The 23990-nt window shown below is 36.8% G+C and carries 26 protein-coding genes; 12 read left to right on the forward strand and 14 right to left on the reverse strand.

What is annotated here, in order from left to right:
- Positions 1–267: 267 nt before the first annotated feature.
- Positions 268–765 carry a hypothetical protein gene (locus ABS768_RS05430; RefSeq protein ID WP_408073958.1) on the forward strand — a complete coding sequence of 166 codons (498 nt, stop codon included), beginning with the start codon at positions 268–270 and terminating at the stop codon, positions 763–765.
- Positions 766–1278: 513 nt separating this feature from the next.
- On the opposite strand, the gene ABS768_RS05435 is transcribed toward ABS768_RS05430, so the two are convergent.
- On the reverse strand, positions 1279–2157 hold the full coding sequence (locus ABS768_RS05435; protein WP_408073959.1) for a hypothetical protein: 879 nt from the start codon (positions 2155–2157) through the stop codon (positions 1279–1281).
- Positions 2158–2666: 509 nt separating this feature from the next.
- On the reverse strand, positions 2667–3599 hold the full coding sequence (locus ABS768_RS05440; protein ID WP_408073960.1) for a hypothetical protein: 933 nt from the start codon (positions 3597–3599) through the stop codon (positions 2667–2669).
- A 213-nt stretch (positions 3600–3812) separates the two neighbouring features.
- On the opposite strand from ABS768_RS05440, the gene ABS768_RS05445 reads away from it, so the two are divergent.
- From ABS768_RS05445 to ABS768_RS05465, 5 genes are all read left to right on the forward strand, one after another.
- Positions 3813–4283 carry a lipocalin-like domain-containing protein gene (locus tag ABS768_RS05445; RefSeq protein WP_408073961.1) on the forward strand — a complete coding sequence of 157 codons (471 nt, stop codon included), beginning with the start codon at positions 3813–3815 and terminating at the stop codon, positions 4281–4283.
- 88 nt (positions 4284–4371) lie between these two features.
- Positions 4372–4890 carry a lipocalin-like domain-containing protein gene (locus tag ABS768_RS05450; protein WP_408073962.1) on the forward strand — a complete coding sequence of 173 codons (519 nt, stop codon included), beginning with the start codon at positions 4372–4374 and terminating at the stop codon, positions 4888–4890.
- Positions 4891–5062: 172 nt separating this feature from the next.
- Entirely contained in the window at positions 5063–5338 is a 276-nt protein-coding gene (locus tag ABS768_RS05455; protein WP_408073963.1) for a hypothetical protein, read from the forward strand.
- 179 nt (positions 5339–5517) lie between these two features.
- Positions 5518–6093 (forward strand): hypothetical protein, encoded by a 576-nt coding sequence (locus ABS768_RS05460; protein WP_408073964.1) that lies wholly within the window; start codon positions 5518–5520, stop codon positions 6091–6093.
- A 91-nt stretch (positions 6094–6184) separates the two neighbouring features.
- A complete protein-coding gene (locus tag ABS768_RS05465) occupies positions 6185–6802 on the forward strand; it encodes a hypothetical protein (protein WP_408073965.1) in 618 nt (205 codons plus the stop codon).
- A 7-nt stretch (positions 6803–6809) separates the two neighbouring features.
- On the opposite strand, the gene ABS768_RS05470 is transcribed toward ABS768_RS05465, so the two are convergent.
- From ABS768_RS05470 to ABS768_RS05515, 10 genes are all read right to left on the reverse strand, one after another.
- Entirely contained in the window at positions 6810–7451 is a 642-nt protein-coding gene (locus ABS768_RS05470; RefSeq protein WP_408073966.1) for a DUF6549 family protein, read from the reverse strand.
- Positions 7445–7819, reverse strand: a complete 375-nt coding sequence (locus tag ABS768_RS05475) for a YcbK family protein (RefSeq protein WP_408073967.1) — start codon at positions 7817–7819, stop codon at positions 7445–7447. The genes ABS768_RS05470 and ABS768_RS05475 overlap by 7 nt, the downstream gene beginning before the upstream one ends.
- A gap of 3 nt (positions 7820–7822) precedes the next feature.
- A complete protein-coding gene (locus ABS768_RS05480) occupies positions 7823–8290 on the reverse strand; it encodes a hypothetical protein (RefSeq protein WP_408073968.1) in 468 nt (155 codons plus the stop codon).
- A gap of 33 nt (positions 8291–8323) precedes the next feature.
- Positions 8324–12622, reverse strand: coding sequence for a pyocin knob domain-containing protein (locus ABS768_RS05485; protein WP_408073969.1), 4299 nt, complete (start codon positions 12620–12622; stop codon positions 8324–8326).
- A 2-nt stretch (positions 12623–12624) separates the two neighbouring features.
- The gene (locus ABS768_RS05490; RefSeq protein WP_408073970.1) at positions 12625–13125 is read right to left on the reverse strand and encodes a DUF6712 family protein; all 501 of its coding nucleotides are present in this window, start codon (positions 13123–13125) and stop codon (positions 12625–12627) included.
- Positions 13097–14254 carry a hypothetical protein gene (locus tag ABS768_RS05495; RefSeq protein WP_408073971.1) on the reverse strand — a complete coding sequence of 386 codons (1158 nt, stop codon included), beginning with the start codon at positions 14252–14254 and terminating at the stop codon, positions 13097–13099. Before ABS768_RS05495 ends, ABS768_RS05490 begins: the two co-directional genes overlap by 29 nt.
- Positions 14254–14655 carry a hypothetical protein gene (locus ABS768_RS05500; RefSeq protein ID WP_408073972.1) on the reverse strand — a complete coding sequence of 134 codons (402 nt, stop codon included), beginning with the start codon at positions 14653–14655 and terminating at the stop codon, positions 14254–14256. The genes ABS768_RS05495 and ABS768_RS05500 overlap by 1 nt, the downstream gene beginning before the upstream one ends.
- Before the next feature lie 14 nt (positions 14656–14669).
- Positions 14670–15269, reverse strand: a complete 600-nt coding sequence (locus ABS768_RS05505; protein WP_408073973.1) for a hypothetical protein — start codon at positions 15267–15269, stop codon at positions 14670–14672.
- Between the two features lie 272 nt (positions 15270–15541).
- Complete coding sequence (locus tag ABS768_RS05510; RefSeq protein ID WP_408073974.1) at positions 15542–16600, reverse strand: hypothetical protein; 1059 nt, start codon at positions 16598–16600, stop codon at positions 15542–15544.
- On the reverse strand, positions 16600–17625 hold the full coding sequence (locus ABS768_RS05515) for a head maturation protease, ClpP-related (RefSeq protein ID WP_408073975.1): 1026 nt from the start codon (positions 17623–17625) through the stop codon (positions 16600–16602). Before ABS768_RS05515 ends, ABS768_RS05510 begins: the two co-directional genes overlap by 1 nt.
- An 803-nt stretch (positions 17626–18428) precedes the next feature.
- Here ABS768_RS05515 and ABS768_RS05520 point away from each other — a divergent pair.
- The 5 genes from ABS768_RS05520 to ABS768_RS05540 all read left to right on the forward strand — a co-directional run bounded on the left by ABS768_RS05520 (position 18429) and on the right by ABS768_RS05540 (position 22494).
- Positions 18429–18875, forward strand: a complete 447-nt coding sequence (locus tag ABS768_RS05520) for a hypothetical protein (protein WP_408073976.1) — start codon at positions 18429–18431, stop codon at positions 18873–18875.
- Positions 18876–18908: 33 nt separating this feature from the next.
- Positions 18909–19202: a hypothetical protein gene (locus ABS768_RS05525; protein WP_408073977.1), complete on the forward strand. Its 294-nt coding sequence runs from the start codon at positions 18909–18911 to the stop codon at positions 19200–19202.
- A gap of 2 nt (positions 19203–19204) precedes the next feature.
- Positions 19205–19513 carry a hypothetical protein gene (locus ABS768_RS05530; protein WP_408073978.1) on the forward strand — a complete coding sequence of 103 codons (309 nt, stop codon included), beginning with the start codon at positions 19205–19207 and terminating at the stop codon, positions 19511–19513.
- A 117-nt stretch (positions 19514–19630) separates the two neighbouring features.
- The gene (locus ABS768_RS05535; protein ID WP_408073979.1) at positions 19631–20725 is read left to right on the forward strand and encodes a hypothetical protein; all 1095 of its coding nucleotides are present in this window, start codon (positions 19631–19633) and stop codon (positions 20723–20725) included.
- 5 nt (positions 20726–20730) lie between these two features.
- Complete coding sequence (locus tag ABS768_RS05540; protein WP_408073980.1) at positions 20731–22494, forward strand: hypothetical protein; 1764 nt, start codon at positions 20731–20733, stop codon at positions 22492–22494.
- A 29-nt stretch (positions 22495–22523) separates the two neighbouring features.
- Here the strand turns inward: ABS768_RS05540 and ABS768_RS05545 are convergent, their stop codons facing one another.
- Both ABS768_RS05545 and ABS768_RS05550 read right to left on the reverse strand, forming a co-directional pair.
- Positions 22524–22766 (reverse strand): hypothetical protein, encoded by a 243-nt coding sequence (locus ABS768_RS05545; protein ID WP_157481027.1) that lies wholly within the window; start codon positions 22764–22766, stop codon positions 22524–22526.
- Positions 22767–23006, reverse strand: a complete 240-nt coding sequence (locus ABS768_RS05550) for a hypothetical protein (RefSeq protein ID WP_408073981.1) — start codon at positions 23004–23006, stop codon at positions 22767–22769.
- Between the two features lie 108 nt (positions 23007–23114).
- Here ABS768_RS05550 and ABS768_RS05555 point away from each other — a divergent pair, with 108 nt between their 5' ends.
- Positions 23115–23954, forward strand: coding sequence for a hypothetical protein (locus ABS768_RS05555; protein ID WP_408073982.1), 840 nt, complete (start codon positions 23115–23117; stop codon positions 23952–23954).
- The last annotated feature ends 36 nt before the right edge of the window (positions 23955–23990 follow it).

Below are 23990 nucleotides of genomic sequence, written 5' to 3' on the forward strand. Positions count from 1 at the left end.
TCCGTATCGAAATGACAGTACACTCCGTCATTGCGAGGAACAAAGCAATCTCTTTATGAGTACTGCATGTCATTCTGGCGAAAGGAAGAATCTCATTTCCATTTTGACCTTGTGGAGAAATCTCTTTGTATTTTGATTAGATTTCTCACTCCATTTTCATTCCGTATCGAAATGACAATACATAGCGTCATTGTGAGACACGATGTAATCCTTTCTTGGCAAACTATTTGATTGGTATTCTCTGAAAACCAATTAAAAAGCACCTCTATGAAAAAACTACTGTTACTATTATTGTTTCCGTTGCTGGGTTTTGGTCAGCATAATTTTAGTATTATAAAAAGTAACCTGGTTTGGGAAAAAGTGTTTCCGGGGACGGTAACCCCCGAGGAAATGATGAAACAGATAAAACTCACGGGGAAATGCCAGTATGTAGACTTTAATTACAACGTACTTGATTTTAGTATTTCCTATACGCCCGACGATTTAAAACGCTACGGCTACAGGAACCTGCCCGATCCGTCGTTTCTTTCTCAGGGCGGAATATGCACCGGTATGATTGAGTTTAAGGAGGGCAGGTATAAGGTAACCGTTTTTAAACTGGAGTGTTATGACCCAGTCGATGGCATAATAATATATCCCATTAATAACTACGTGCTAAAAGACGGTGAAATGCGCGACAGTAACAGGTACGACCGTTCCCTTAGCTACTACGACCAGTACTTCAGTTTTATATTTGATAAAATGCCCGAAGGTAAAACCTGGTAAAAACATACAACCCTTATAAAACAGAAAAAACCCCTTAGTCCATTATAAGGGGTTTTTATGTGTACACGTATATTTACTAATTAGGTATGCTTATTAAAAAAGCTAGTGTCAAAATCATCCTTAATAAGCTTTAGTCGGTACGTGTGTGGTTACACTCTTGTGAGGGATTATAACCTGTTGTCAAAGGTACTGATTTCTATTGTTTTAACCCTGAGGAATACTACTTGTTTTATAAAAACAGGTAAAAATACCTGTAAAATAAACCTGTAATAAATTTAAATTGCAAGAATATAAATCAGTTGCAGGTATTGAAATACCTATTGTTGGGTATTTTAACATTTAGCAGGATTTTATTAATTTGCCTAAAACAAACAAATCGTCATCCTTTCTGCTTTTAGTAAATTAATAAACTCTTTTTGAGCAGAAAATAATATTGTATTTCAGTACTTGCATTTGTAAATCAAAAAGCCCCTTAGATTTTCTAAGGGGCTTTTTTCTAAACACATAAATATACTAATTATAGTAGCTTAATTCTAAACGGCTTTCCAGTATAGATACCGCAGGGTAGTATACTTTGCCCATTTTATTAAGTCTTTCAAGGGCTGTAGTAACAAGTCGTTGGTTTTCGCTCATACCTCTTGAAGCAACTTTGGTTCTGTCGGCAAATCCTCTCGAATCAAGTCGGGCTCTTAATCGCTCTACAGCAGCATTAAGTTTCTCGTCCCTAGCCATCCAGTCATCAATACTTATGGATCCGTCTGCCAGGCTATCGGTAAGGGCAGCCTGTACACGCTTCATATTCATCAGGTTTTGAATATCTATAGCAGCCTCATCAAAACTCTGTTGGTTTTTTAAATCGTCTATACTATAAATAAGCTGATAGAAGATAATTGTTGATGTGATCGATTCGCTACCAAAGGTTTCCTCTTCCAGTAAACTGGCAGATGTAGCCGAAAGGAAAGCAAATACACCAGGAGCCAGCCTGTTCATGGAGAAAGAAATACTGGCTGCAGCTGTTGATTTTGACTTGGCAGCTTCGGATACCGAATTAACCAAGTCAGTGTACGACTCTACCGCCTCATCGCTAAAGGCATCCTGAAAACTTTTAGAATCTTTGTTAGCAGCAATGGCCTTTAAGGTATCTTTAATTACACCGGCAATTTTGTCCAGGCTAAATTCGTAGCTGTATTCTACTTTAATATAGTCGTTAGAACCTAAAATGGTACCGTCACTAACGCGGGCTCTTTTTAGATTTTCGCCTACTTTACCGTCAAACTCATCTAAAAGCGTATCTCTTTGTGCTTTAACTGATTCGGTTAGTTTGTCGAGTTGCTTTTGTGCATTAACTGATTTGTCTGCAACTCTCTCTACAGATGGAGTTCTACATGCCATTATATTAATTTTTTAGTTGGTTAAGTTTCTTACTCTTTAGGCTTTTCAGATTCCGCCCCTGTTTTTTAAAATGGTTAGGTTCCATTTTCAAAGCATACATTTGAGGGAATACACGTGTAATATTTTTAATGTTTTGAATTGTAATTGTTTAGTGTTTTTCAAAGTTACGCCTGTCGGTTGGTTTGAAATTGCGTGATTACACCTGTTTTTTTTAAACCCGTAGTATTACTTATTAATAAGACAAACAAAAAAGCCCTTAGCATTGCTAAGGGCTTTTAAAACCTATTGATTAAATCTATTATTAAATAACTAAAAGTTGTAATAATGGAAAAAATAAAAAACCCCTTACGACCAAACAAGGGGTTTTTGATAAGCTAGAATACACATTTATTATGAACTTCTCATTATTTGCCCATAATTGAAACAAATATAAGTAAGGGGTATAACATGAAACAGCGTGTTATTACGGGTTTTAAAAAAACAGGTGTTTTTACGTAACACCTTTTTATCTAATTATAATGGCTATGCAGTACAATACCTTCGTTATACATAACTGGGGACATGTAAACGTCGTTATTCTTATTATGCCTTTGGCAAATAGGTATAATAAACACCGTGTTACCATCTTCTGGCACAACGCCCGGTTGTTTGCCTAAAATAACATGTCCGCCAATAATGGTACTACTGCAGTTAAAAGTGCCTTCGCCATAGTTGTAATGTTTAGAGGCACAAACATTGGCTTCGCCATAGTAGTGATTCCAAAGTTGCATCCAGGGGTAACCACTTATTTTTGGGTCGGTTGCAGCATTGGTAATATTGGCAAAATTAGCATCAGGTCGCAAAGTTATCAGTCCGCCAAAAACAGTAGAGGCCGAAAATACTTTGTCGCCTATTTCATATTCGTTTTCCGGATCATGAAGTTCTAAAAATACTCCGTTGCGGTATACAGCCCTTAAATCTTCCATAATAATATCCGGAAGCCCCGGCTGTGGGCTGCGTACAATTACGTTATACTGCTTTTTTGCAGTATTAATAATAAGCTCGCTTGCTTTTGCAGCAGTTTGTTTAAGTAGTTCTTTTAAGAGAGAGTCGTTAGCAAAACTAATATACTTTTCGCTTTCATACTTTCCATATGAATATACGTTAAGGTACTGTTGTGTGCCTTTTGGACTCAGTGTAATATAAGTACTGTCGCTTGAAGCGTAATCACTTCCACATAGTGTAATGGTATTGGTATCTGGATCAAAATTATACCAAAATGTTAATGATGCCATCATGGGGGTAGGCATCCCTGTAATGCGTCCTGCTTCAATAGGAGTTAGAGTTACAGTATTTGCACCGCTTTTCAGGCTAATGTTAATCTCGGTTTCGGTTTTTTCCAGTATCAGGTTATCGTTATTATAGTAGGGTGTATTCGCAATTTTTAGTTTTAGATTATTCATTTAGTTTTATTTAAGGTGCAGATTATTCAAAATAAATCATTGCCTCTCATTTGGATAAGGGAGTATTTACGGGTTTTAAAAAAACAGGTGGTTTTACGTGTTTCTCGCAATGTTATAAGATAGCTGCTTAATTTTGATAGCTTTTTTAAGATTTTTTTAAAACTTTAAACATTAATTTTATCAAACAGACAAACAATTAAACAAACCTAATTTATGAATTCACTTAAACTGCTTGCAGCATGCTGTATAACAGCAGTTGCAATTGGGTGTTCGCCCGATTGCGGAGACCCTTCACCACAAGATAGCATACAACAATTTTTTTCGGGAGAGATAGCCGGCACGTGGAAAACTGTTGCTGTATACGAATATGACGGAGACCATGTTGAAGTAGGGTGCGACCTGCCGCAACAACCCGAACAGGATGTGCTTTTTACTTTTTTTGAAAACAACACTTTTACCATACAACACAACTGTGATGAGAACATACTATTTAGTGAAGGTACATACACCACTAACGGACATGTGCTTACACTGGTTATGAATAACGGTAATCTACAGGAAACAGCTCATATGGTTCATACTGATGGAACAGGAGCGAATACTGATTTTATAGCCTTTCGTTTTTTCGGTATTGGTAATCAGGGGACACTTGGCGGACACAGGCTTGAAGTGCAAAAAATGTAAAAATCATCCAAGTTTTAAGAAATTATTAATACATAATTTAACACCATTCTTATAGATTAGTGGCCTGTATTTGTAAAAATTAAAAACTATGAAAAAAATTGTTGCCGTATTGTTTGTGGCACTGGCTTTTGCAGCCTGTACTTCAGACGATGACGTGGAGACAGTAGACAACGGTTTGCATAACCCCTACACGGGTAGCATACTGGGAGAATGGAAAGCGATTGGAGTATCATACCAAGGGGAAGAATTTCCTTTAGGATGTGAACTTGAAACTCCAACCGAACAGGATGTATTGTTTACCTTTTTTGAAGACAATACGTTTACCGTAGTACACAACTGTGGCCAATATCTACCGTACAACTCGGGTACGTATACCAAAACAGGTAATGTGCTAACGCTTTACTTTGCTAATGAAGAAGAAGAAGAAGATATTCAGGAAAAAGCCCACATGGTAGTTATTCAGGAAAATGATCCTGAAACCGAAGAAGAAGAAAGCTTTATACTTGAATGGAGATTTGGCATAGGTAACAGCGGTATGCTTGAAAACTTTGATGTTCAGGTTGAAAAGCAAATTCCTGTAGAAGAAAATCCAATTGTAGAGGACTAGGTTCCCTGCACCCAACTAAAAATAGCGCAAAAAACTAAGAACACGGCGCAATAACAAGTATAATAACCAACTCAATAGACCTTAAAAAGGCCCTGTACGTATGTGTAGGGTCTTTTTTTAGAATAATAAAGGAGTAAAATAATTATCTTTAGCACGACCAAATAACAAACGTATGAGTACTCCTGATTATAACGAACTTGAAAGCAGGTTTCACTGTGCCTGTGAAGATGCAATAGGCGAACTGTCTATGCAATATAAAACCCATTACCACAGTGCCGGTAAACTGGAAGATTTTTTTGGACTTATCCAAACCGAATTTGAGAGGGTAGTGGAAATATTTACCCATAAAAACAATTTAGCCGAAGATAAGGAAGCACAACGCCGCATTAATGCCATTGCTAAAGAGTATGCAAAAAAATGCGTTGATGATTACGGAAAAGTGAATTAGAATTTTTCTGTCAATTAAAAAAATAGTTTTTTAAATACTTTAGTAAGTGGTTTATGTTTTTTAACGGGTTGTTTTGTAGTGTTTTATAGCTTTTTTTGATTGGTTTTAATTTTTGGCATCATTTTGGAAAATGCTGTGTTAAATCAATAAACAATTATCAATCTTAAAACCAAATCAACATGAAAAAGTTTTTTACTATTGCAGCCATTATGGCTTCTTCATTCATCTTTGCACAGGACAAGGATAACAACAGCGACAAAAAGAATAACAAAATTACTACCATTAGTGCCAGGGGTATGTATTCAGAACCATCGCAATTTGGACTTTCATTTGAGTTTGAAGGTCTTAAATGGGGTTACAAAAACACCCAGATTGTGAATATCTCTTATGGAATTATGAATTATGACGTTGGTCTTTTTGATGTAGACGGGCAGGGATTTGCCATAGAGATAGGAGGGCGAAAATATTACAACAAAGGTACTAAGCTCGAAGGGCTCTATACAGGTAACTACCTTTCTTACGGAAACATAAAGTTTGATGAGAATTTGATGTTTGGCAAGTTTGATGGTACCTATAGTTACTTCTCTTTTTTTAGCCCTGAAGTTGGATTTAAAATGACATTCGGAGATTTTTCTATAGATCCGTTTATAGGAATTATGTGGAAAATAGAGGTAAAAGGTAAAGGTGATATTGATAACAAATATGTAGACGAGTGGACTCCGCGTGCCGGACTGAAAATAGGCTACACTTTTTAAACAGATACAATTTTTATATACTAATTTATTAAACAGAAAAACCATGCAAAAGCATGGTTTTGTTTTTTTTAGATATAAAAAGAATGTACTTTTGGAATTCAAACTATACGCCTTTTACCTGTTTATGACACGTTGTACATTATATATTTTGCTATCTGCGCTTTTTAGCATTTCCTGTGAGAAAACCCACGAGGAAAAGCTCGAAGAGAATATTAGTTATTATATAAGTCACACTATAAAAAACTCATCGGGTTATCAGCCAATGCTTACAATCATTCAGGATACGATAACGGTGGGGGAGTTTGCCGAAATGACCCTGCTTATTAATGAAAATGATATTTTAAAATACAGGGAAGAAATTGATAAGGATAACCGTGAAATAAGCCGACTTGAAAATAGTAATAATACGGACGTTGATGACGAACTCCTTTTAAAATCATATAAGGCGTCTCTTAAAAACTGTAGCAAAAAAATAAAACTAAGGCTAGATCAAAATGATAAGCTTGAGGAATTAAGGCATAATAAAGCTGTAGCTTTTTATGTAGCACAACATAAGTGCAGGTTAAAAAACGGCTTTGGTGTTTTAGACGAAAACCGTTTTTATATTATAGCAGATGATAAGGATAAAGTGCTTAACGTGTCTGATAATTATTCTGAAAGTACTCTTAAAATGCGTACTCTTTTTGATATCAGGTACTTAAAAAAGTAACTAAAAATTATTTTAGCAATAAGCCACCTGTTACTCCGGCAGCTAACCATACATACCATTTTTTATACCAGGGATTATTTACCATAACAGTAACCGATTTTAAATTGGTCACCGTTATATTTGGGTTTGTAAAGGTAACATCGGTAGTAAGGGTTTCTTTTCCCAAAAACCATTTGCGTTTTATTCCGGTTACCACACTGGCATCGGTATAGGTTAGGAGAGGTGCAATAGTAAGGCTGTCGTTTGTAATTGTGTAATTAAGGCTAAACCATTTACTTTTTTTTTCTCCGCTCACTTCAAATCTTTTTTCGGTAATAATAGGTTTTTCCAGAGGGATATAAATAGTATCGAATTTGGTTAATGTGGTATATTTTACTACAGATTGCAGCGAACTGAACTCGCCTGTAACTGCTTTTAACTCTTCGTCCTTATTAATAATATAGTCGTTGAGTTCATTATTTTTTAACTGAAGTGTTTTTATAGTAGCCGTTTGTGTGCCTGTCTTGTTTTTATAGTACTTTACAGTATCGGTAAGAGCATCCAGATTACTTAGGTAAGTGTTTTTATGCCTATTATTCTTATTACACTGAACAGTAAGTAGTATAAGTAATAAAAGGCTTATGACATAAGGAGTTATATTTTTTACCATCGAGCCTTCGTTCCTCGAATATCATAATGGACAAAAGTTGGATAAACACCCATACCTCCCTGCTGCATTTTTCCTTCTTCAATAAGAGTTTCAATAGCTTCGGCAATTTTCATAGGAGAAAGTCCGTGTATTGAAATATCGGCAGCAGAAGCTGTCAAATGTTGACTTTTAGGAGCACCACCAACTTGGGTATTATGCTTTTTAGTACGATATCCGCTACCTGAAATAATGATAGGATGTTGTAGGTATTCGCGGAGCACTTCGAGGTTTTCGGCTACTTTAAGCACATTAGGGTAATATTTTTCAGGTACAGCTGTACCGTCTTTACAGTTAAATTCTTCCAGAGAAAAGTTTTGTGTAAGTTTCATAGCTTAAGGTTTTAATAGTTTTTGATATTTTTCGGGGATAAACAGTAATATTCGTTTAAAAATATTAATGCCACCTGCGCGCTCTATATTCTCCCCAATGCTCCACATTTCTATAAATGCAAAAAGATATACGGCAAGTACCGGCAGGGTTAATTCCCTGCCAAGTACTTTAAATAAAATCATGTTTTTAAGAACACACTGATCAATGGCAAAAGCCATGATGAGATAAACGCCATATTCCCATAGAATTTTTTTCATCCAGTTTCTTAATCCCGTACTCGATATCTCTTTCCAGAAATAACTTTTTGCCGGATTAAATTTTAGGTTTTTAGCTATGGCTTGGGCATGTATAGCAGTAGCAGTATCAAGAGTCGTGGCTATGGCAAAAAGAATAAGAGCCAGGTTGAGGTCGGTATAACAGGAAAGTATTCCTGCTATAATGGTTGACAAAGCAATCCATATTTTTTCCACAATGATAAGATTTGATCAAATCTTTACAAGTATTTAGTATACCCTATTACCGATGAATACAAGCCACCCGTCATCTGTTTTTACATACATGTTCCCTTTTTCCACATTTGGAGCTATAACGGTAAAAGTAGCATTTGCAGATGGGTACAGTGCATTTAATGATGCTGATGAAGGAGGTGTACTTAAAGTATCGTTTATAATCCTTTCTGAAGACTTAGCCGCTCTTTCCCATGAGTTCCACCCACCAGCAGGATTTGAAGTACGGAAATAAAACTCGTTTGAATTGTAATTGGTATAGGTTTGAGAATTATAATTGCCGTTACTAGCTACAGTTAAAATTCCTTTATCTTCAACAGGTAAGTTAGTGACGGTCGAGCTATCGGTAGAATAAAAGCCATTTACAGTGTAGTTATTAATGTTGTCACCTGAAGGAATAGTTCCTTTGAAAGATAGTGTATCATTAACTTCAGCTTTGTCATTAGGAGAGAAGTTTTCATCTGTCCATATTTCCCTCCATGGTGTCCATGATGCAGAACCGGTTTTGTAATGTCTTATAAACATTCTTACCACATCATTTTGATTTACCGCCTGATATTTCTGAGTTATATATGTAGAATACCTTTCAACAGTTATGGTACCTGAATTCGTTATTGGAGTATTTGAAGTTGAAGCTCCAACAACTGCATATGTGCCATTTGGTACAGAGGTGTCATTTAAGTCTGTCATTGGATAAGTAACAGGTGCTGTCACACCGATACCATAATCTTTGAAATCACCTCTGTTGTATGCTGTATTCCAGTTGTCAATATTTGATTGAGTGAAATCGCCTGAATGCCATATTCTTTTCCACGACTGCCATGAATCGGCCTCTTTACTTCTGAAATAGAAATTACTACTTCTTAAAGCCAATTGTGATTGATAGCTATCAGTACCAGCTAATGATATTACATGGAAAGCCTGTCCTGAAGGAAGGTTTGATATAGTATTACTAACCCATGCAATTCCTGTAAGAAGATTATTTAAATCTGCAAACGATGCACCACCCATTACATTTCCTGGCGCTCCATCTGCCTGATTTCTCAGGTAGTTGTTTTTATCACTATAAACTTCATTCCACTGCTCAGAAGTTCCATGTTCCTGAGTTATGATTCTACCTTGTGAGTCAACAGAAAAAACAGTACTTAAGTCAGCCTCATCACCATTTGAAACGGCATTTGGGGCATACATTAGCCTAAGGGCTTTATCTCCAGTTCCTAATGCTAATGCTAATGATAATAAATTTGCTCTGGGTTTGGTGAATTTTTGATTTGTAGAATCATAATCCAGGTTTTGAAGCATCCAAGCTGTATATCCTATTTCTGTACCAGCTAATTGAGTACCTAAAAAGGATATTTGATTTGCACTAGGATTACCGTATTTTATAGCACCAGTCATTGTACCGCCTGATTTAGCCAGATAACCTGATAAATCAGAACTTTTTGTTATTTTAGACCAGAAACTCCAAACACCTGCACTATTTCCTCTTATATATAGTTCATTATTGTATGAATGATATTTTTGATAAACCTTAATACCTCCTCCAGATGTAATATTATTAGAAAATACTTCTAACATACCAGCATAAGGAACAGGATAATTTGATCCGGTTGCTGCCTGAGCATTTAATGTTTGGCTATAGTTACCGGTTTTTGTAAAATTATTTAAATCTTGTGCATCACCAATAGAACTGTCAATAGTAATATCTCCACTACTTAAAATCCTCTCCCAGCCGCTCCAAGAACTACCGTCCTTAATATTTTTGAATATTTTACCAGAATCAGAATAAAATACTACATAAGCATTATTACCTCCACGATACATCCTGTATATAAAACCATTGTCTGTTTCAGGTAGATTAATCGCTGTTGAAGCCACTCTAAAAATACCGGTTGTATTAAAAATAAGTATATCATTTTCTAAGGCGGTATTTGAAGCTAAGCCGCTACCAAGACCATAGTCTCTGAAATCTCCTCTGTTGTATGCTGAGTTCCAATTGTTAACATCAGATTGAGTAAAGTTTCTTGCATCCCAAAGTTTATAAAATTGCGGTGTTGCATTTTCTCCATTCTTATAACCAACAAAAGCATAACTTCCATTTGCACCAATAAATGATGTACTGGGAGTATTATCGTATCGAATTGAAACTGCACCGCCAGCGAAACCACCCGAGCCGTTAGCACTTGATAAAAACCTAAAGAACCTGTTTACATTAGTATCCGATGAAATCAAATCTGTTACAGGTAATAAGAACTCTCCAAGACCAAAATTTCTGAAATCTCCCCAACCGAAAGCCGTATTCCAATTTGTTATATTGCTTTGTGAAAAATCACTAGTATCCCAAGACCTGACCCAAGAAACCCAACTTCCGCTTGAGTTTCTTCCTCTATGAAAAACTTCATTTTGTAAAGAATAAGAGTGATATCTCTGCCAAATAAAATCTCCTTTTCTGAATACTTTCAATATCCCGGCATAAGGTGTCGGGTAATTTGTTCCCCCCGAAGCGTCTACATTAGAGTCTTGAGTATATATACCAGTTTCTGTATAAGTGTTTAAATCTTCACTCGCTTCCAATTCTCCTGTTAAAGTAAAGTCTTCTGAGTTCCATAACCTATACCATGAACCATAAGTGCTAGTATAAGGTCTGAACCATAATTCATTACCAGTTCTTGACCCTAATATTTGAAAGCCTAATGTTGCAGACCCCACAGAAATCAAACCGCCAACATCTAAAAACGGCTTATTCGTGGCTGTGGTTGACATAGTAGTCATATACGTACCCTTGTTCATGGTGTTCATATCTCCGTTAAACACCTCCGTAGTTACTGGGGAACTTTCTCGTCTTGAAATATAATCTGTAAAAGCTTTTTGCCAGTCAGTCAGATTAACAGAAGTTATGTTGTTTGAGGGATGAGTAATATTTATTTTACCATCAAGGGCGTTTTGCAGTCCCTGGATATTTGAGACAGTAAATGTAACCGAATCCACCACATTACCTTCGGCATCTTTAAATTCAAGTGTTTGTGGTGTGGCTCCGTTAAAGTTAACCGATTGCATAAGGTTAGCCACAAAAGCACTTACAGGAACTTCACTAAGTACTTCACCATCGTCGTTTTTTAACTCCAGTTTTTCACTGGTTTCGTTATAAAAAAAAGTAGTTCCTTCATTATTAAGAAATCCCAGATTTATTGTCGCTAATATGGTTCCGTCTACATTTTTTAGGTATAGTTCGCTAGCCGATTGATTTGTAACAATAGTAATACCGTTAACATCACTTTGCATTGCAAATACATCGTCTGTACTTTTAGCGGGGATACTGTAGGTTACATCTTCGCTATTTGGCTGATAGTCCAAGGTTGTTTTACTACCGTCTACCGAAGTATGTTTTACCGAACTGCCTGAAAAAGTAATATTATCTCCCGTATTATTGTCGGTTATAGTAATAGGGGTATCTGTGAATGAGTCAATAGCAGTAATGTCCTTAAGTGTAGGTAAGTATAATCCGGGTTGTACATTACTATTAGTAGCATCATTAAAGTCCGTTTCAGTAAGTATTGTTTGTGCACCGTCATATTCACCGGGCTGCCCTGTAAAACGTTTTATATATAAAATACTATCAAGCGAATAACTGAAGTAATGTAACTTTGATGTATCGGTAAGATCTCTTAATGTACTATTTACCTTGGTTAGGAATTCAGTTTCGTTTGTAATCTGTCCTAAAGAAATCACATTAGATTTATTGTTTGCAGTAATATCTTCCGGAAGTAACGATTCGGGTGGTAACTGATAAAGATGTGATGGAAGTACAGCACTTCCGCCAGCTCCCCATGTTCCTTTTCCGCCCATAAACTGAAAACGCAGTTTTTGAGCAACAGAAGCTGTGGTGGCCGATTTATATGCCGTAAAGTATACCGGGTTATCTGTAGCAGAAATAAGTGTGGTTTGTGAATTAATATCTCCTAATACCTGAGTTAGTAAATCACTGCCGCTAACATAGTCAAGGTAAATTATCTTGCCCACATTATTTTGCTCTACAACTTCTACTTCGTCACTGCCCAGTGTAGCTCTGGAATAGATTACGGTTTGTAGTACCGACTGTAAATCTGAAGCATTGCTGTAAGTTATTCCGTTAAGGCTAACCTCACTATAATGGGTTAAAGGGAGCATAACATCGTCGCGCTCATAGCAGTTAAAGATTTCTATCCTTTCACCGCGAACAACCGATATGTAGTTCCTGAAATATTCTATCCCGTTAAAAGAAAACAGGGTGTTGCTTACGCTGTTTATTATGATCATGGTTATCCAATTTTAGTAAATCGTAGTCGTTGAGGTGTACTGCTGCCTTTACAGTTAAAATCGGGATGAGAGGTACGTATCAGGTAGTTTTTTACATTTTCCCAAATTTTAAAGGCATTGTCCCTATTAAGGGTATATATGGCTTTTTTTGCCGATGCATCTGCCGTACGGCTGCTGTCGTTAAGTTTTTCTACTACTGAGTAAGGTGTATCTGTAATGGAAGAGAACATTATATGCCTTGCATAAGCAAAATAGGAGAGCACCATTTTAAGTCCGTAATTGGTATAGGTTTCACCTTTGTGTTCGTAAGTGCCACCATCCATTAATTCGGTATAATCCTGAGGGGCAGAAATTATCCTGTTGTAGAGTTTTTCGCCTAAAAGCGGTGCCATATCCTGAATTTGGGCATCCAGTATCATTTCATTCAGTTTATCGGTATTGGGCGTTTTGGATATCTGCCTGTATTGGGCTATATCACTTCGGGTTATTAAGAGCTGCATCATCTATCAGTTTTTGAGGTTCAACTTTAAGGCTTGGATAGTCCTGCGATTTTTGTAGCAGTTGGTTAATTATAGCAGTTAGCAGATTACGCTCTTTTGTGGTGTTTTCCCAGTAGGTACGTTTCATTTCCCTTATGGCTTCGCCTGAGTTGCCAAACAACGAAGTTTCGTTGGTTTTTATAAGTCCGGCAGGGAGGTTGTTAAAGGCAACCAATATATTTTCGCGCACACTGGTTTCGGTATAATTAAAGAGTTTGTCGTCTATTTTGCTTTCAATTTGTTTTATCAGTATTGCATCGTCCAGTTTTTCTCCGGCAAAATCCATTTCAAGGCATAAAACCCCACCCGTACTTTCGGCACCCAGACTGTCTTTTATGGCCTGTTGGAACTTTTCCCTTTCGCTTTCGGCCTCTATAAGTGCTTTGCTGCCGGGTTCGAGCCCCTCGCCGATAAGCGGACGTGTAACTACGAGCGTGTTCCCAAAAAAGCCTTTACGCAGCAGCCTGTTTTTGTATACCGATGCCTGTGCCTCGCTATCACAATCGTTAGCTACACTGTCAATACGGGAAAGAGGATAAATAAGCCCTGTATCCATACTGATGTAAAGTACCTGACCTTTGTATTTGTCCCATCCTCCGGCTTTTTCAACCTGAGCATCAATGACCCTTTTATCAGGGTTGTATACATCTATAAGCTGAATGTCGGTTTTTTTAGGCTTAAGCCATTCTTTACAAACGGCAATTTTACCGTGATAATCGTTACTATCTGCTTTGCCCAGCCTGCACCATTCATAAGGAATAATGCTGAAATTGGCAATTTGATACAGGGCGTTCCAGTTAATATGGATATACACCCCACGTTGTTTTACCAGTGCTTCGGCTACATCGCAGGCAAAATCAATTAGTTTAGTGTTTTTGCTTTTGTTTACAATAATGGTGTCGTTTTGCTCCCCGTAGCCTTTACCTATAAGATATTGTACCATGATGGCTGCTGCCGATTTTGCCGTTACACTGTTGTTTATGAGCCTGTCCATGCGTTCAGGATAGGCATTATCAGTATCGTTGGCGTATACGTCGGCCGATTTACTCCACGGGGTGAGCCTTTTCCATACGTCTATTAACAGGGTTCTCATTATGCTTTATTTTGGTTGTTGTTTTTTCTTGGTTTGCGCTTTGGTTTTAGCTTTACTACCGATTTTTCGCTTAACTGCTGTGGGATATGGGCAAAATAGCGTTCGCCGTTTTTATGCCGTAACAGTTTTTTGGCATATTCTGTAGTGATATTGGCATTGTTTACCAGTATGGGAGATCCAAACTCCAGCGGAATGTTTTCATATTTGGCATGCAGCCTGTATAGTGTGGTGTTTTCCATGCTTTTAAAATGGTTTTTGTACTTCTCTAAGTAAGCGGTTAAACATTTAGGGCAGGAGGGGTTTACCCTTTCGTTAAATATTGAGGTATACTCTTCCAGAAAAAGGCGGAGATACCGCACACCATCACCCGTTACTGAACGGGCGATGGTGCTGATATCCATTTGGGTAAAATTCATTATCCTGCTGCCTGAGCGAACTTGTTATTAAATGCTGTTTTAGTAGCAGTATAATCAACATCAAGAAGTGTTTGTGGCATGGTTACTTCTTCGTAGCCATCTACAGAGGCTAATTCAAACATAATCATGTTATCGTTCTCTTTAGAATTGTTTGTCATGGTAGACAGTTCAAGACCCGATGTTAATCCAAGCACCTCGAAGGCATCACTACTATCGGTGCCTTTCCATACCTGCTCTACAACCACTACATATTTGGCTCCCATAGCTAGCTGGTCTGCCTGTTGTTTGTTTGCAGCACTGGCATTAAAAATTACGCCGCTAAAAGTGTGTTTAAACTTGTCGGGTGCGTTTTCTTTTTTAACAAGTTCCCACGCTTTTCCGTTGGATTGTTTTACCCCGCTTAACAGATAACCTGTTTTGCCTTCTTTTAACTGAAGGTTGGTAATTATTACCCTGTTGTCTGTACTTGTTGTTGTGTTGGCATAATCAATATCTTCTTTATTGATAAGTACCACGTTTTGTTCGATACCTGCTACGGGTGCATTAGCGCAATCAAATACAATATCGGCTGTTAGGTTTCCTGTGCAATCTATTGGCATATGTTTTTTGTTTTAAGATTTAAAGATTGAATTATTACAGATGTAAGATGATAGAGAAGAGATTTTCTCTAAAGAGAAATAAAAGGCAATGCGCAGTCACACGGTGTAGTAAGGAATATGCCGGGCGGGCGTGGTGAGGGCAAAGGCTTTTTAAAATTAGTTGTTTCAGGTTTAACGTTTCAAATTAGAATGAGCTTCCTAGTAAGGTTTGGGAAGTGAATGTATTTTTAATTTTAGTATAACCTGAAACCTGAAATTAATAATAACGGAGCTTAGTAAGCCGCTACCGTCATGTAGCTTTCAAGGTGCTTGGCATCTATAGTATAGGCAGCATCCATAATGTTTGTTTTAAGGGTTTTGTCGTAAAACACATCCAGTTTAGAAAGGTCTTCGTCACTTAGTGTACCAACAGGTATATTTGATTTTGTGGTGAATACAGCCCTGTGCGGAAGGTTGTGGATGGTTCCGTTGTCCTGGTAGGTTTTAATGTACCTGTCCCAGTCGTAACGTACTTTTACCTCGATGCCGTCGAAGAACAGGCGCGGGCGACCTTCTTCCACCACTTCAAGAAAGCCTGAACCTAAGTTCTTTTTCCTTAGTGTTGCACGGTAGTTATCGGCAAGGGAGCGTGATGCTAGGATGTAAGCATCATCTGCAGATACAAGGCGCTCATCAGCGGCGGTTACCATTTTTTCAAAGATGTCTAAAGCTGCATCTTCGGCAAGAGCCTGAGAAGCATAGTCAACACCTGCGTTTTTATCGATGCTTACATAGTTTGCCGCTGTGGTAGGTACTTCGGCAAAAATTTGTTTAAACAGTCCGTCAAACGAGTTAAAGTAATCAAGGTCGGTTCCGTTAGTAAACACACCGTTATTATCTACAGTTTCGGCAGTGGTGTCGTTAAACCATATTTTGCGGTGCATGTTTTCTAGCATGGCACTCTCTACTGCCGATATGATTACGCCAAACTCTTCGGTACCTACAGCATCAAAGAAATCAGGGTTAATACGTTTTGACTTTTTGAACAGCTTTAAAAGGGCCGGCATATCTGCCTGACAGTGAGAAAGGCGGAAATCTTCCAGTACCGGAGTCCAGTATTTCTCGGTTAATTCAAAGCCACCTGCCTCGTTTGGCGTACATCCTACGGCTTTTTTACCCAGTAGTCCTAATCGTCCGGCAAAGGCAATTTGTGTACTTACGTCGATTCCGGTTTCAATATCGTGGAATTCCTGCAGATCTGAATCGTTATAGACTCTGCTGAAAATCACCCCGCTTACCGTTTCGGCCTCACGAGGGTTTAGTGTAAGGTTGTCTGCATTTACTAATGCCATTATCGTGCTTTTTTAGATCTCAAGTATTCTTTCATTCCGGCTAATTTGTCGTTTTCGGCAGGTCTTTTGTAAGCTGCCCTTTTTCCGTCAAGGCTATAGTTACTGGTAACCTGCCTTTTAAGCGCCATTACCTCACCTTTAATAACGTTAAGCTGTTTTTTAAGCCTTTTGTTTTCTGCCCTTAGTGCAGCGGCTTCTTCAGCTGGGGCATCTTCTTCGGGTTCAATAATTTCGGTTAGTTCACCTTCTGTAAAAATGTAGGTAAAACCGTCGGGCATTGTAAACTCGCCATCTGCCGGAAGGCCGTCTACAGTTGCCATTTGTCCGATTTCGATTACGGCGTCGTCTTCCAGATCGGTAAAATCAATTTCGGTTCCGGTGGCATCCTGTACCACTTTGTTAAACATGTTGCTGTGCTTAAATTTAGCCAGCACTTTTGTAAACAGGCTTTCCATCCAGTGCCTGTCTTTTTCGGTAAATTTGGTCATAGTATTGGGTTTTAAATATGCTTTTGCAGCTATTGCTACCTGCTGCGAGGTGGTAAAGCCTAAATCAGTTAACTGTGTAGCGGTAAGCCATGTTTCGTTTTTAAGGAGTGGGAGTATGGCCTGCTCTTGTATGTTTAGGGTGTTTTTGTAAAAACCAACGAGTTTTTTCTCGATGCTTTTTAACTGTGTGGCAAATTTTGAGAGTTCGTCTGCCGTTCCCATGGAGCCGCCCCAGGGCAGGTGAATCATGAAAGGGGTGTTTTCACGAATGAGCCTTTTACTGCCTGCCATGAATATCACGGTGGCTATACTGGCTACTATACCGCTGCCTATGGTGGTTATGGGTTTGCCCAGCGATTTGAGGTAGTGGTAGATGTCGAAACCCACATCTACGAGTCCGCCCTCCGAATTGATGTGTACGTTAAAAGCAGTGGCTTTGGGTTGTTTTTTCACCTGGCTTACAACGTCTATAAGCTCTATTCCGGGGGTTCCGTCAAATGAGCCTATCTGGCCGGAGATGTAAATGTTTCCTGTCATTTCATAATGTTGAGAATTAAGTATTAAGTATTGAGAAGTGAGATAATAGTAAAGAGAGGATATTCTTTTGTCTTGAAACAAAAGAACCAAAAGTTCAAGGCTGTGGTTCCTTAGGCTAAAAATTACTTCTTTTCGGCTAAACCATCTGAACTCGGCTATCGCCTCAAACAGCAGATGCTTTTACGCCTTATTTGTAATTTTCTTTACGGCACAGAACCTAATGCCGAATCTTCACTTGGATGTTTCACTGTTGTGTGTTATTGTTTCAGGGTTGCATCATTGCGAAGAGTGACGACGTGGGAATCTTCAATTATTATAAATTCTGAATTTTGGATTTTAAATTAAGAGATGTCTCCCTGCGGTCAACATGAGAGATTATCAAAGATTGAAAAATTGTGAGATTTAACATGGAAGCTGATTCAGTTAGCGGGGGAATCTTTAAATAATAAGAAGTATTTGTTATCTCATTTTCACAGTACAAAGATACGGCGGGTTTTTAGTGTTTTACTGAAGCGGTTTTTTCAGTAAAATGTTTTTATATTTGGAGACTTACAAACCACAACTTATCTAATAATGAAAATCATTAACCGCTTTAGGTTCTATTGGTGGGCCTTTTTTACTTTGATTCTTTGTTCAGATACCTTACCAAATTTTATCCAACCATACAGTTATGTAAACTGGTTTAATATAATTTTAGTAGTTATATTTTTAGGATTTATACTTATGCCTTTATTCTATCCTAATAATATTGGTATAAAATTTATTGATAAGGAATAGTTTTTTACTTATACACACCTTAGTTTATGCCTTTTTTTACGGATGTTTTATTGATTTCTGTATCAATCCTTTTGGTTTTTATATTACTACGTTATTATACAAGACAGAAGTCATACAAAAAGTTTATTGCCCAAAACGAAGGCAAAAAGTTTTTTTGCTATAACGACAGGCTTGTAACCAAAGCTTTTATTGAAACCCATGTATTGCCAATACTGCCTAAGGAGGTTGAGGTTGTATGGGTAGAGAAACGAAAGCCAATATCACTTAATTATAAGCGAGCAAACATTTCTGCTATGTTATATGAGATTAACAGCCTTAATGGGAGTTTTCCGTTTTTGGTTACTATAGAAAACGGAACGGTAGATTATATTTCCCTACAACAACAAACCTATAAGGCGATACAGGACCCGGGTAAAACCCAATGGTTGCTTGATGTTATACTTGGCATTTTTGATGACAGTGATAAAAGTTAATTGTTATATTTGGATAATCAACAAACACACCTAATGATTTTATTTTTTTTTACCTCAATAGAGAATGAGGCTGTATTGGATAGTTCTATTTTTAGTAATTATATCGTTATGATAGTAATGAGATGGGTAGCCATTATTGTTATTGCTGCCTGCTTTATAAGGTATATTGGGATTCCTCTGCAAAACGTACTCTATAATTTTATTGAACGCCTTTTGCCTAATTACAATAAAAGAATGAAAAAGCTAAAGAAAGATAATTATGAGGAGTATTTAGCATGGGCAAAAAGTAAGGGGTATGAACCTGTAATTGAGAAAAAAGAAATTTAATTATGGGAGATATAAAATACATTTTTTCGTATGCTTTAGAAATTAGCGTGTTGATTTTAGCTATATGGTTTGGCTTTATAATTATATCGGGCATATTTGCCGTTTTTGGGCAATTTTTCAGTTCTGATAAAATGGAAAACTTCACACCGAAAAGAAATGATTATATAAAGCAACATCAAAAACTTATTGCGCGTGGGTATGATACTCGTATTATGCATGATGCAGGTATTACTGAATTAGTTTATAATGAAGAGGAGGAAAACGCAGAGGATATAATTATTGAAAAAAAGAAGAAGAAAAAGAAAAAGTAATATACTATTATAAAAATCACATAAGAATATAGCCTTATACTCAAAGCCTTTTTATAAGCGGTAATAAAATTTTAACATTTTGCGTTATATTTGGTAGCAACCAAAACAACACAAAACATGAACCTTACCCGCTTTGTTTTTCTGTTTTTGACTTTATTACTTTTATCGTGCAAAAAGGAAACCCAAAATCCGTTACACTCTATTGAGGTTGTCGATTTAAACCTTAATGGTGATCCAATTGCTGATTTTATTGAAGGTCACAGTCGTGAAAAAAGCTTTGGTGAAGCGGTTAATCTCAGCTTCTTTAAAAACACTACTTTTTTTATTACTCCGTCAGGCTCTTTAAGTAAGAATAAAAATGCCATTTACTGTCCAACTCTATTAATGGCATGGGAGCAAATAACAAAAACATTTGATAAACCTATTGTTGTAGCTAGTAATTACCCCGAACTGGAAAAACTAAACAGTTATAAAGATTACAAAGGCTGCCTTACCGAAAACGAATATCAAACCGCCGTACAGATAATTGTTAATACTTTTGAGATAAAGGCTGCTGCCCGTTTTACAAAGCAACTTCCGTTTAGTGAACGTATGGAGGTGTATAGAGAACCGTTTTTGTTTAATAATGAAAATGTAGAGGCCTTTTATGCGTGGGGAGGTCATGATGAGAATCGTGTAAATGTACTTGACTACAATAGCGATAACGACTTTATGGTAAGGCTCAATCCTAAAGATAAAAGCCATGAGATTTTGTTATGGATGCCTAACCAAAAACCACAATCATTACAGCAGGGTATAGAACAGGTAATTGAAACCATTAAAACAAGAGAAATGTTTAAACCAACTCTTAGTGAGGCCTGGAGATATACGTTTAGTGAAGAAGACCGTTTGGTTATACCTAAAATATATTTTAACCTAAAATCTAACTGCCCTGATCTTACCAATAACAGGTTCACCCTTAAAGGACAACCCGAGGAATATAGAGTTAAAGAGGCTTATCAGCGTATTTCCTTTCAGTTGGATGAAGAAGGCGCTGTTGTAGAGAGTGAAGCTTTAGTTGAGGCTATTACTGAAGAAATGACTGAGGAGAAAATTGTACCTAAAAAAATGTTTGTAAACAAACCATTTATGGTACTGCTAAAACGCAGGGATAGTGAGAGTCCGTATCTGGCAGTATGGATAGAAAACACCGAACTTTTAATTAAAAACTAAGCCCCATGAAAAAGTACCTTACGTTATTACTGCTACTGGTTTCTGTTTGTTTTTACGGGCAGGAGGAAGAGAGAGAAATTGTAATTGAAGGCTTTTATAAAATATCTCTTGGCGGAGGAGGCCATGCATTGTTTCCGGTAGTGAATAATACCGTTAATGGACCTATTAATCTGGAAATTGAAAGATATAAAATACCCAATGGGTTTGTTAATACAGCTTGGGTTAGGATTAAAGGAAAAATATTGAGAGCAAAATATAATTATGATTGCTATTATATAAAAAACCGAATAGTGGTTGATGAGGTTATGCTAATTGACACCACAATGCTCATGGAAAAGTTTTTAAAAAAACATGCCGATGAAAAAAAGGAAGCCCTGAATGAAGGTGAAGAAAGAATTGAATATTTTGAGGGTGAAGGCTTTTACAATGAACGCTATGGGGAACTTTATTTTGTAGAACTGAAAGATGGAGAAGTTATAGATACTTTAGGTATTTGTTTTGAAGGGAGAGCTTCCCGTAAACATAGCGAAGTGTACCCTGATAAGTTTACTGCAAACGGGGTGTATGTAAAAGGCAGCGGATTTAAAATTACCGGTCGTAGTTATGGTTTGTCAGGGGAATATGATAGTCAGTTTAATATATCTGAATTGAAAGTAATAGATACCAATTATACTTTTTATAATTATCAGCAGGACAGGGTAAATAAAGAGAAACAAGGTGTTGTTGAGGTAGAAGGGTTTTATAAAATAAATGGCAGGGAAAATCTTTTTTTTCCATTAAAGGATAGTCTGGTACAGGTACCAATAATAGTAGACCTTAAAAATAATAAGCTTCCAGATGGTTTTGTAAATACATCTTTTGTTAGGCTAAAAGGGAAATTAATAGAGCAACGCTCTTTTTTTGAAAGTTACTTTACTAAATATACTATAGAGGTCGACGAGATTATTGAGGTTTATAATAATCATTTATTAGAAGATTATTTAAAAAAATATCAGGTATATAAAACAGAACTAAAGGAAGACGAACAACGACTGGAATACTTTGAAGAAGAAGGCTATTATTCAGGTCCGTTTGAAGGATATACATTTGTATGGATTAAAGACAGAGAGTATAAGGGAGAAGGCTGGGCTTTTTTTGATGAAGATGTTAAACAAAATGTGGTTGTTGAAGGCAAAATGGGATTAGGCATTAAAAGTTCGTTTAACAGGGGAATATATATGAAAGTGAAAGGTATTCGCACTTATGGAAAGCGTTACGGACATTTTGGAGGATGGAAAAGTCAGGTTAATATTTCTAAAGTAGTTGAGTTCGATATCAATAAATCATTATGGGAGTTTATTGAAGGTAAAATAAGAGAAAATGGTTTTTATAAAGATGATGGAGAAAAACTTACTTTTCCTAAAATACTTGAAGAAGGTAAAACCTATGCTTTTAAAGCTGTAGCTGTTTGCGATTGCACACTCGAAGCAAAAAGAACAGGTGGTTATATTGATTATACCTTTACCGAGAAAGATGGAGCGGACATAAAAAACAGTTTTAGCGGCAGGCTTATAACAAATCCCTGGACTTATGACAAGGAGCAAAGCGAAAATTCATGGTTTAATTACAGGATTACTTATGAGAGTGTAGAAACTGAAAGCCAAGTTTATGATTCCTCTAAATTTACAGTTCAGGTATATCGAGAAAAAGATGAAAATGGTAATATAACTATCGCCATTGAAGACTATATTAATCAAAGGGAATTTGGCTTAACCGAAGTAAAAAACTAAAAAAAGAGGCTTACATAAAGCCTCTTTTTTTATCCCTCCATAAAAGCAACTACGTTAAACATGGTACGTTCGGTAATGTTATAGTTTTCGGCAACCTGTTGTATCATATGGGTTTTACGTACTTTTTTAAAGTATTTTTTATGGTATTCGGTTTCCTTCAGGTAGGCTTCATAGTATACTTTCCAGTCCAGTACATGCACCGGGATAATGTTTTTTGCTACAAGTTGCATAAAATTTTCCTGTAGGCTTATAAGTGTTTCATAGCGGGTCATTTACCATTTATTTTCAGGACAAATATCATTAGAGCGCACTTTTGCAGAGAGCGGACACTTACATATATTACAGTAAGTTCCCTGTATTTCCTTAAGGTTGTCTTTTATAAAAACAAGTAGTTTTCCCTTTGTGGCATGCGGGCATAAGGCACACATGGCAGCACGCTTGCGGGCAGTGTTTTCGGTTACTTTGCTTTTTTGGATAAAGTTTTTCCAACCGCTAAGTATCTCATTTAACATGAGTTAAAAATGTAGTCAAATATTGAAAAAAAGGTAGTAAAAAGTTTTTACAAACTTAGAAAATTTTCTCTATATTTGAAAAAAATCATACAACAAACCACATCAATAATGAAACAGTTTACATTAGCATTAGTTTTACTATTTAGTGTGCTTGCAATAGCACAGGAAGAAAAAAAGCCAGAAATTTTTCCTTTTAAACGCCCGGAGCTTTTAGTGGGTAAAACCGTTACAATAAGACCGCTTACTGATGAGGAAATAAAAACACAAAAAGGCTATCATAATTTTTATAAAGATAAATATCATCGCCATTCCTATCATGAAATAGGATTTGAAACATCTGACCCAAAATCTCTGGAAAACAGGGTTTTTAAAGTAGTATCAACACACCCTAAGTATAATAATAAACTAACACTTGAAGCAGAAGACGGAGAAATTATTTATCACGACCTACTGGAAAATTATCCTGAACACTATTATTTTGAGGTAGAAGGCGGGCTGGATGTTCCAAACGATTTTTATTGTGATTATTTTGATAGAGGTGTTGACGATGGTAAAAAGGGCATTAACAAATGGGCTGGTTTTTATAACATAACGGTTCGACTAGACACAGGATTCATTACTCAACAGGAACTAGCTGTTGGTTTATCATTTGAAATGGATAGCCCGGCCGATTTTGGACTTACAATTATTTTTGATAACGGTGAAAAAATAGAACTTCCGCAAAAACCATTGGTATATAGTGAAAAGGATGGAAAAAAGCATACTCATTTAGAGTTAGCGAAAGAAAGTGATAAAAAGCTGTTTAGTGAACACCGTATAACTACAGTTATTTTTGGGAAAGAAAAATCTCAATGGGGTAGTGATTTTACACCTCAAGAAGGGGAGAGAGTTAGAGGGATTATTAAGTGTGGCTTAGATACTATTGAAGAAAGAATGGCACAAAACTAAGTGTTTTACAACATAGACTTATAAATAAAGCCTTTA

Origin of the sequence: Flavobacterium rhizophilum (assembly GCF_046000485.1) — a bacterium.
Classification (GTDB): Bacteria; Bacteroidota; Bacteroidia; order Flavobacteriales; family Flavobacteriaceae; genus Flavobacterium; species Flavobacterium rhizophilum.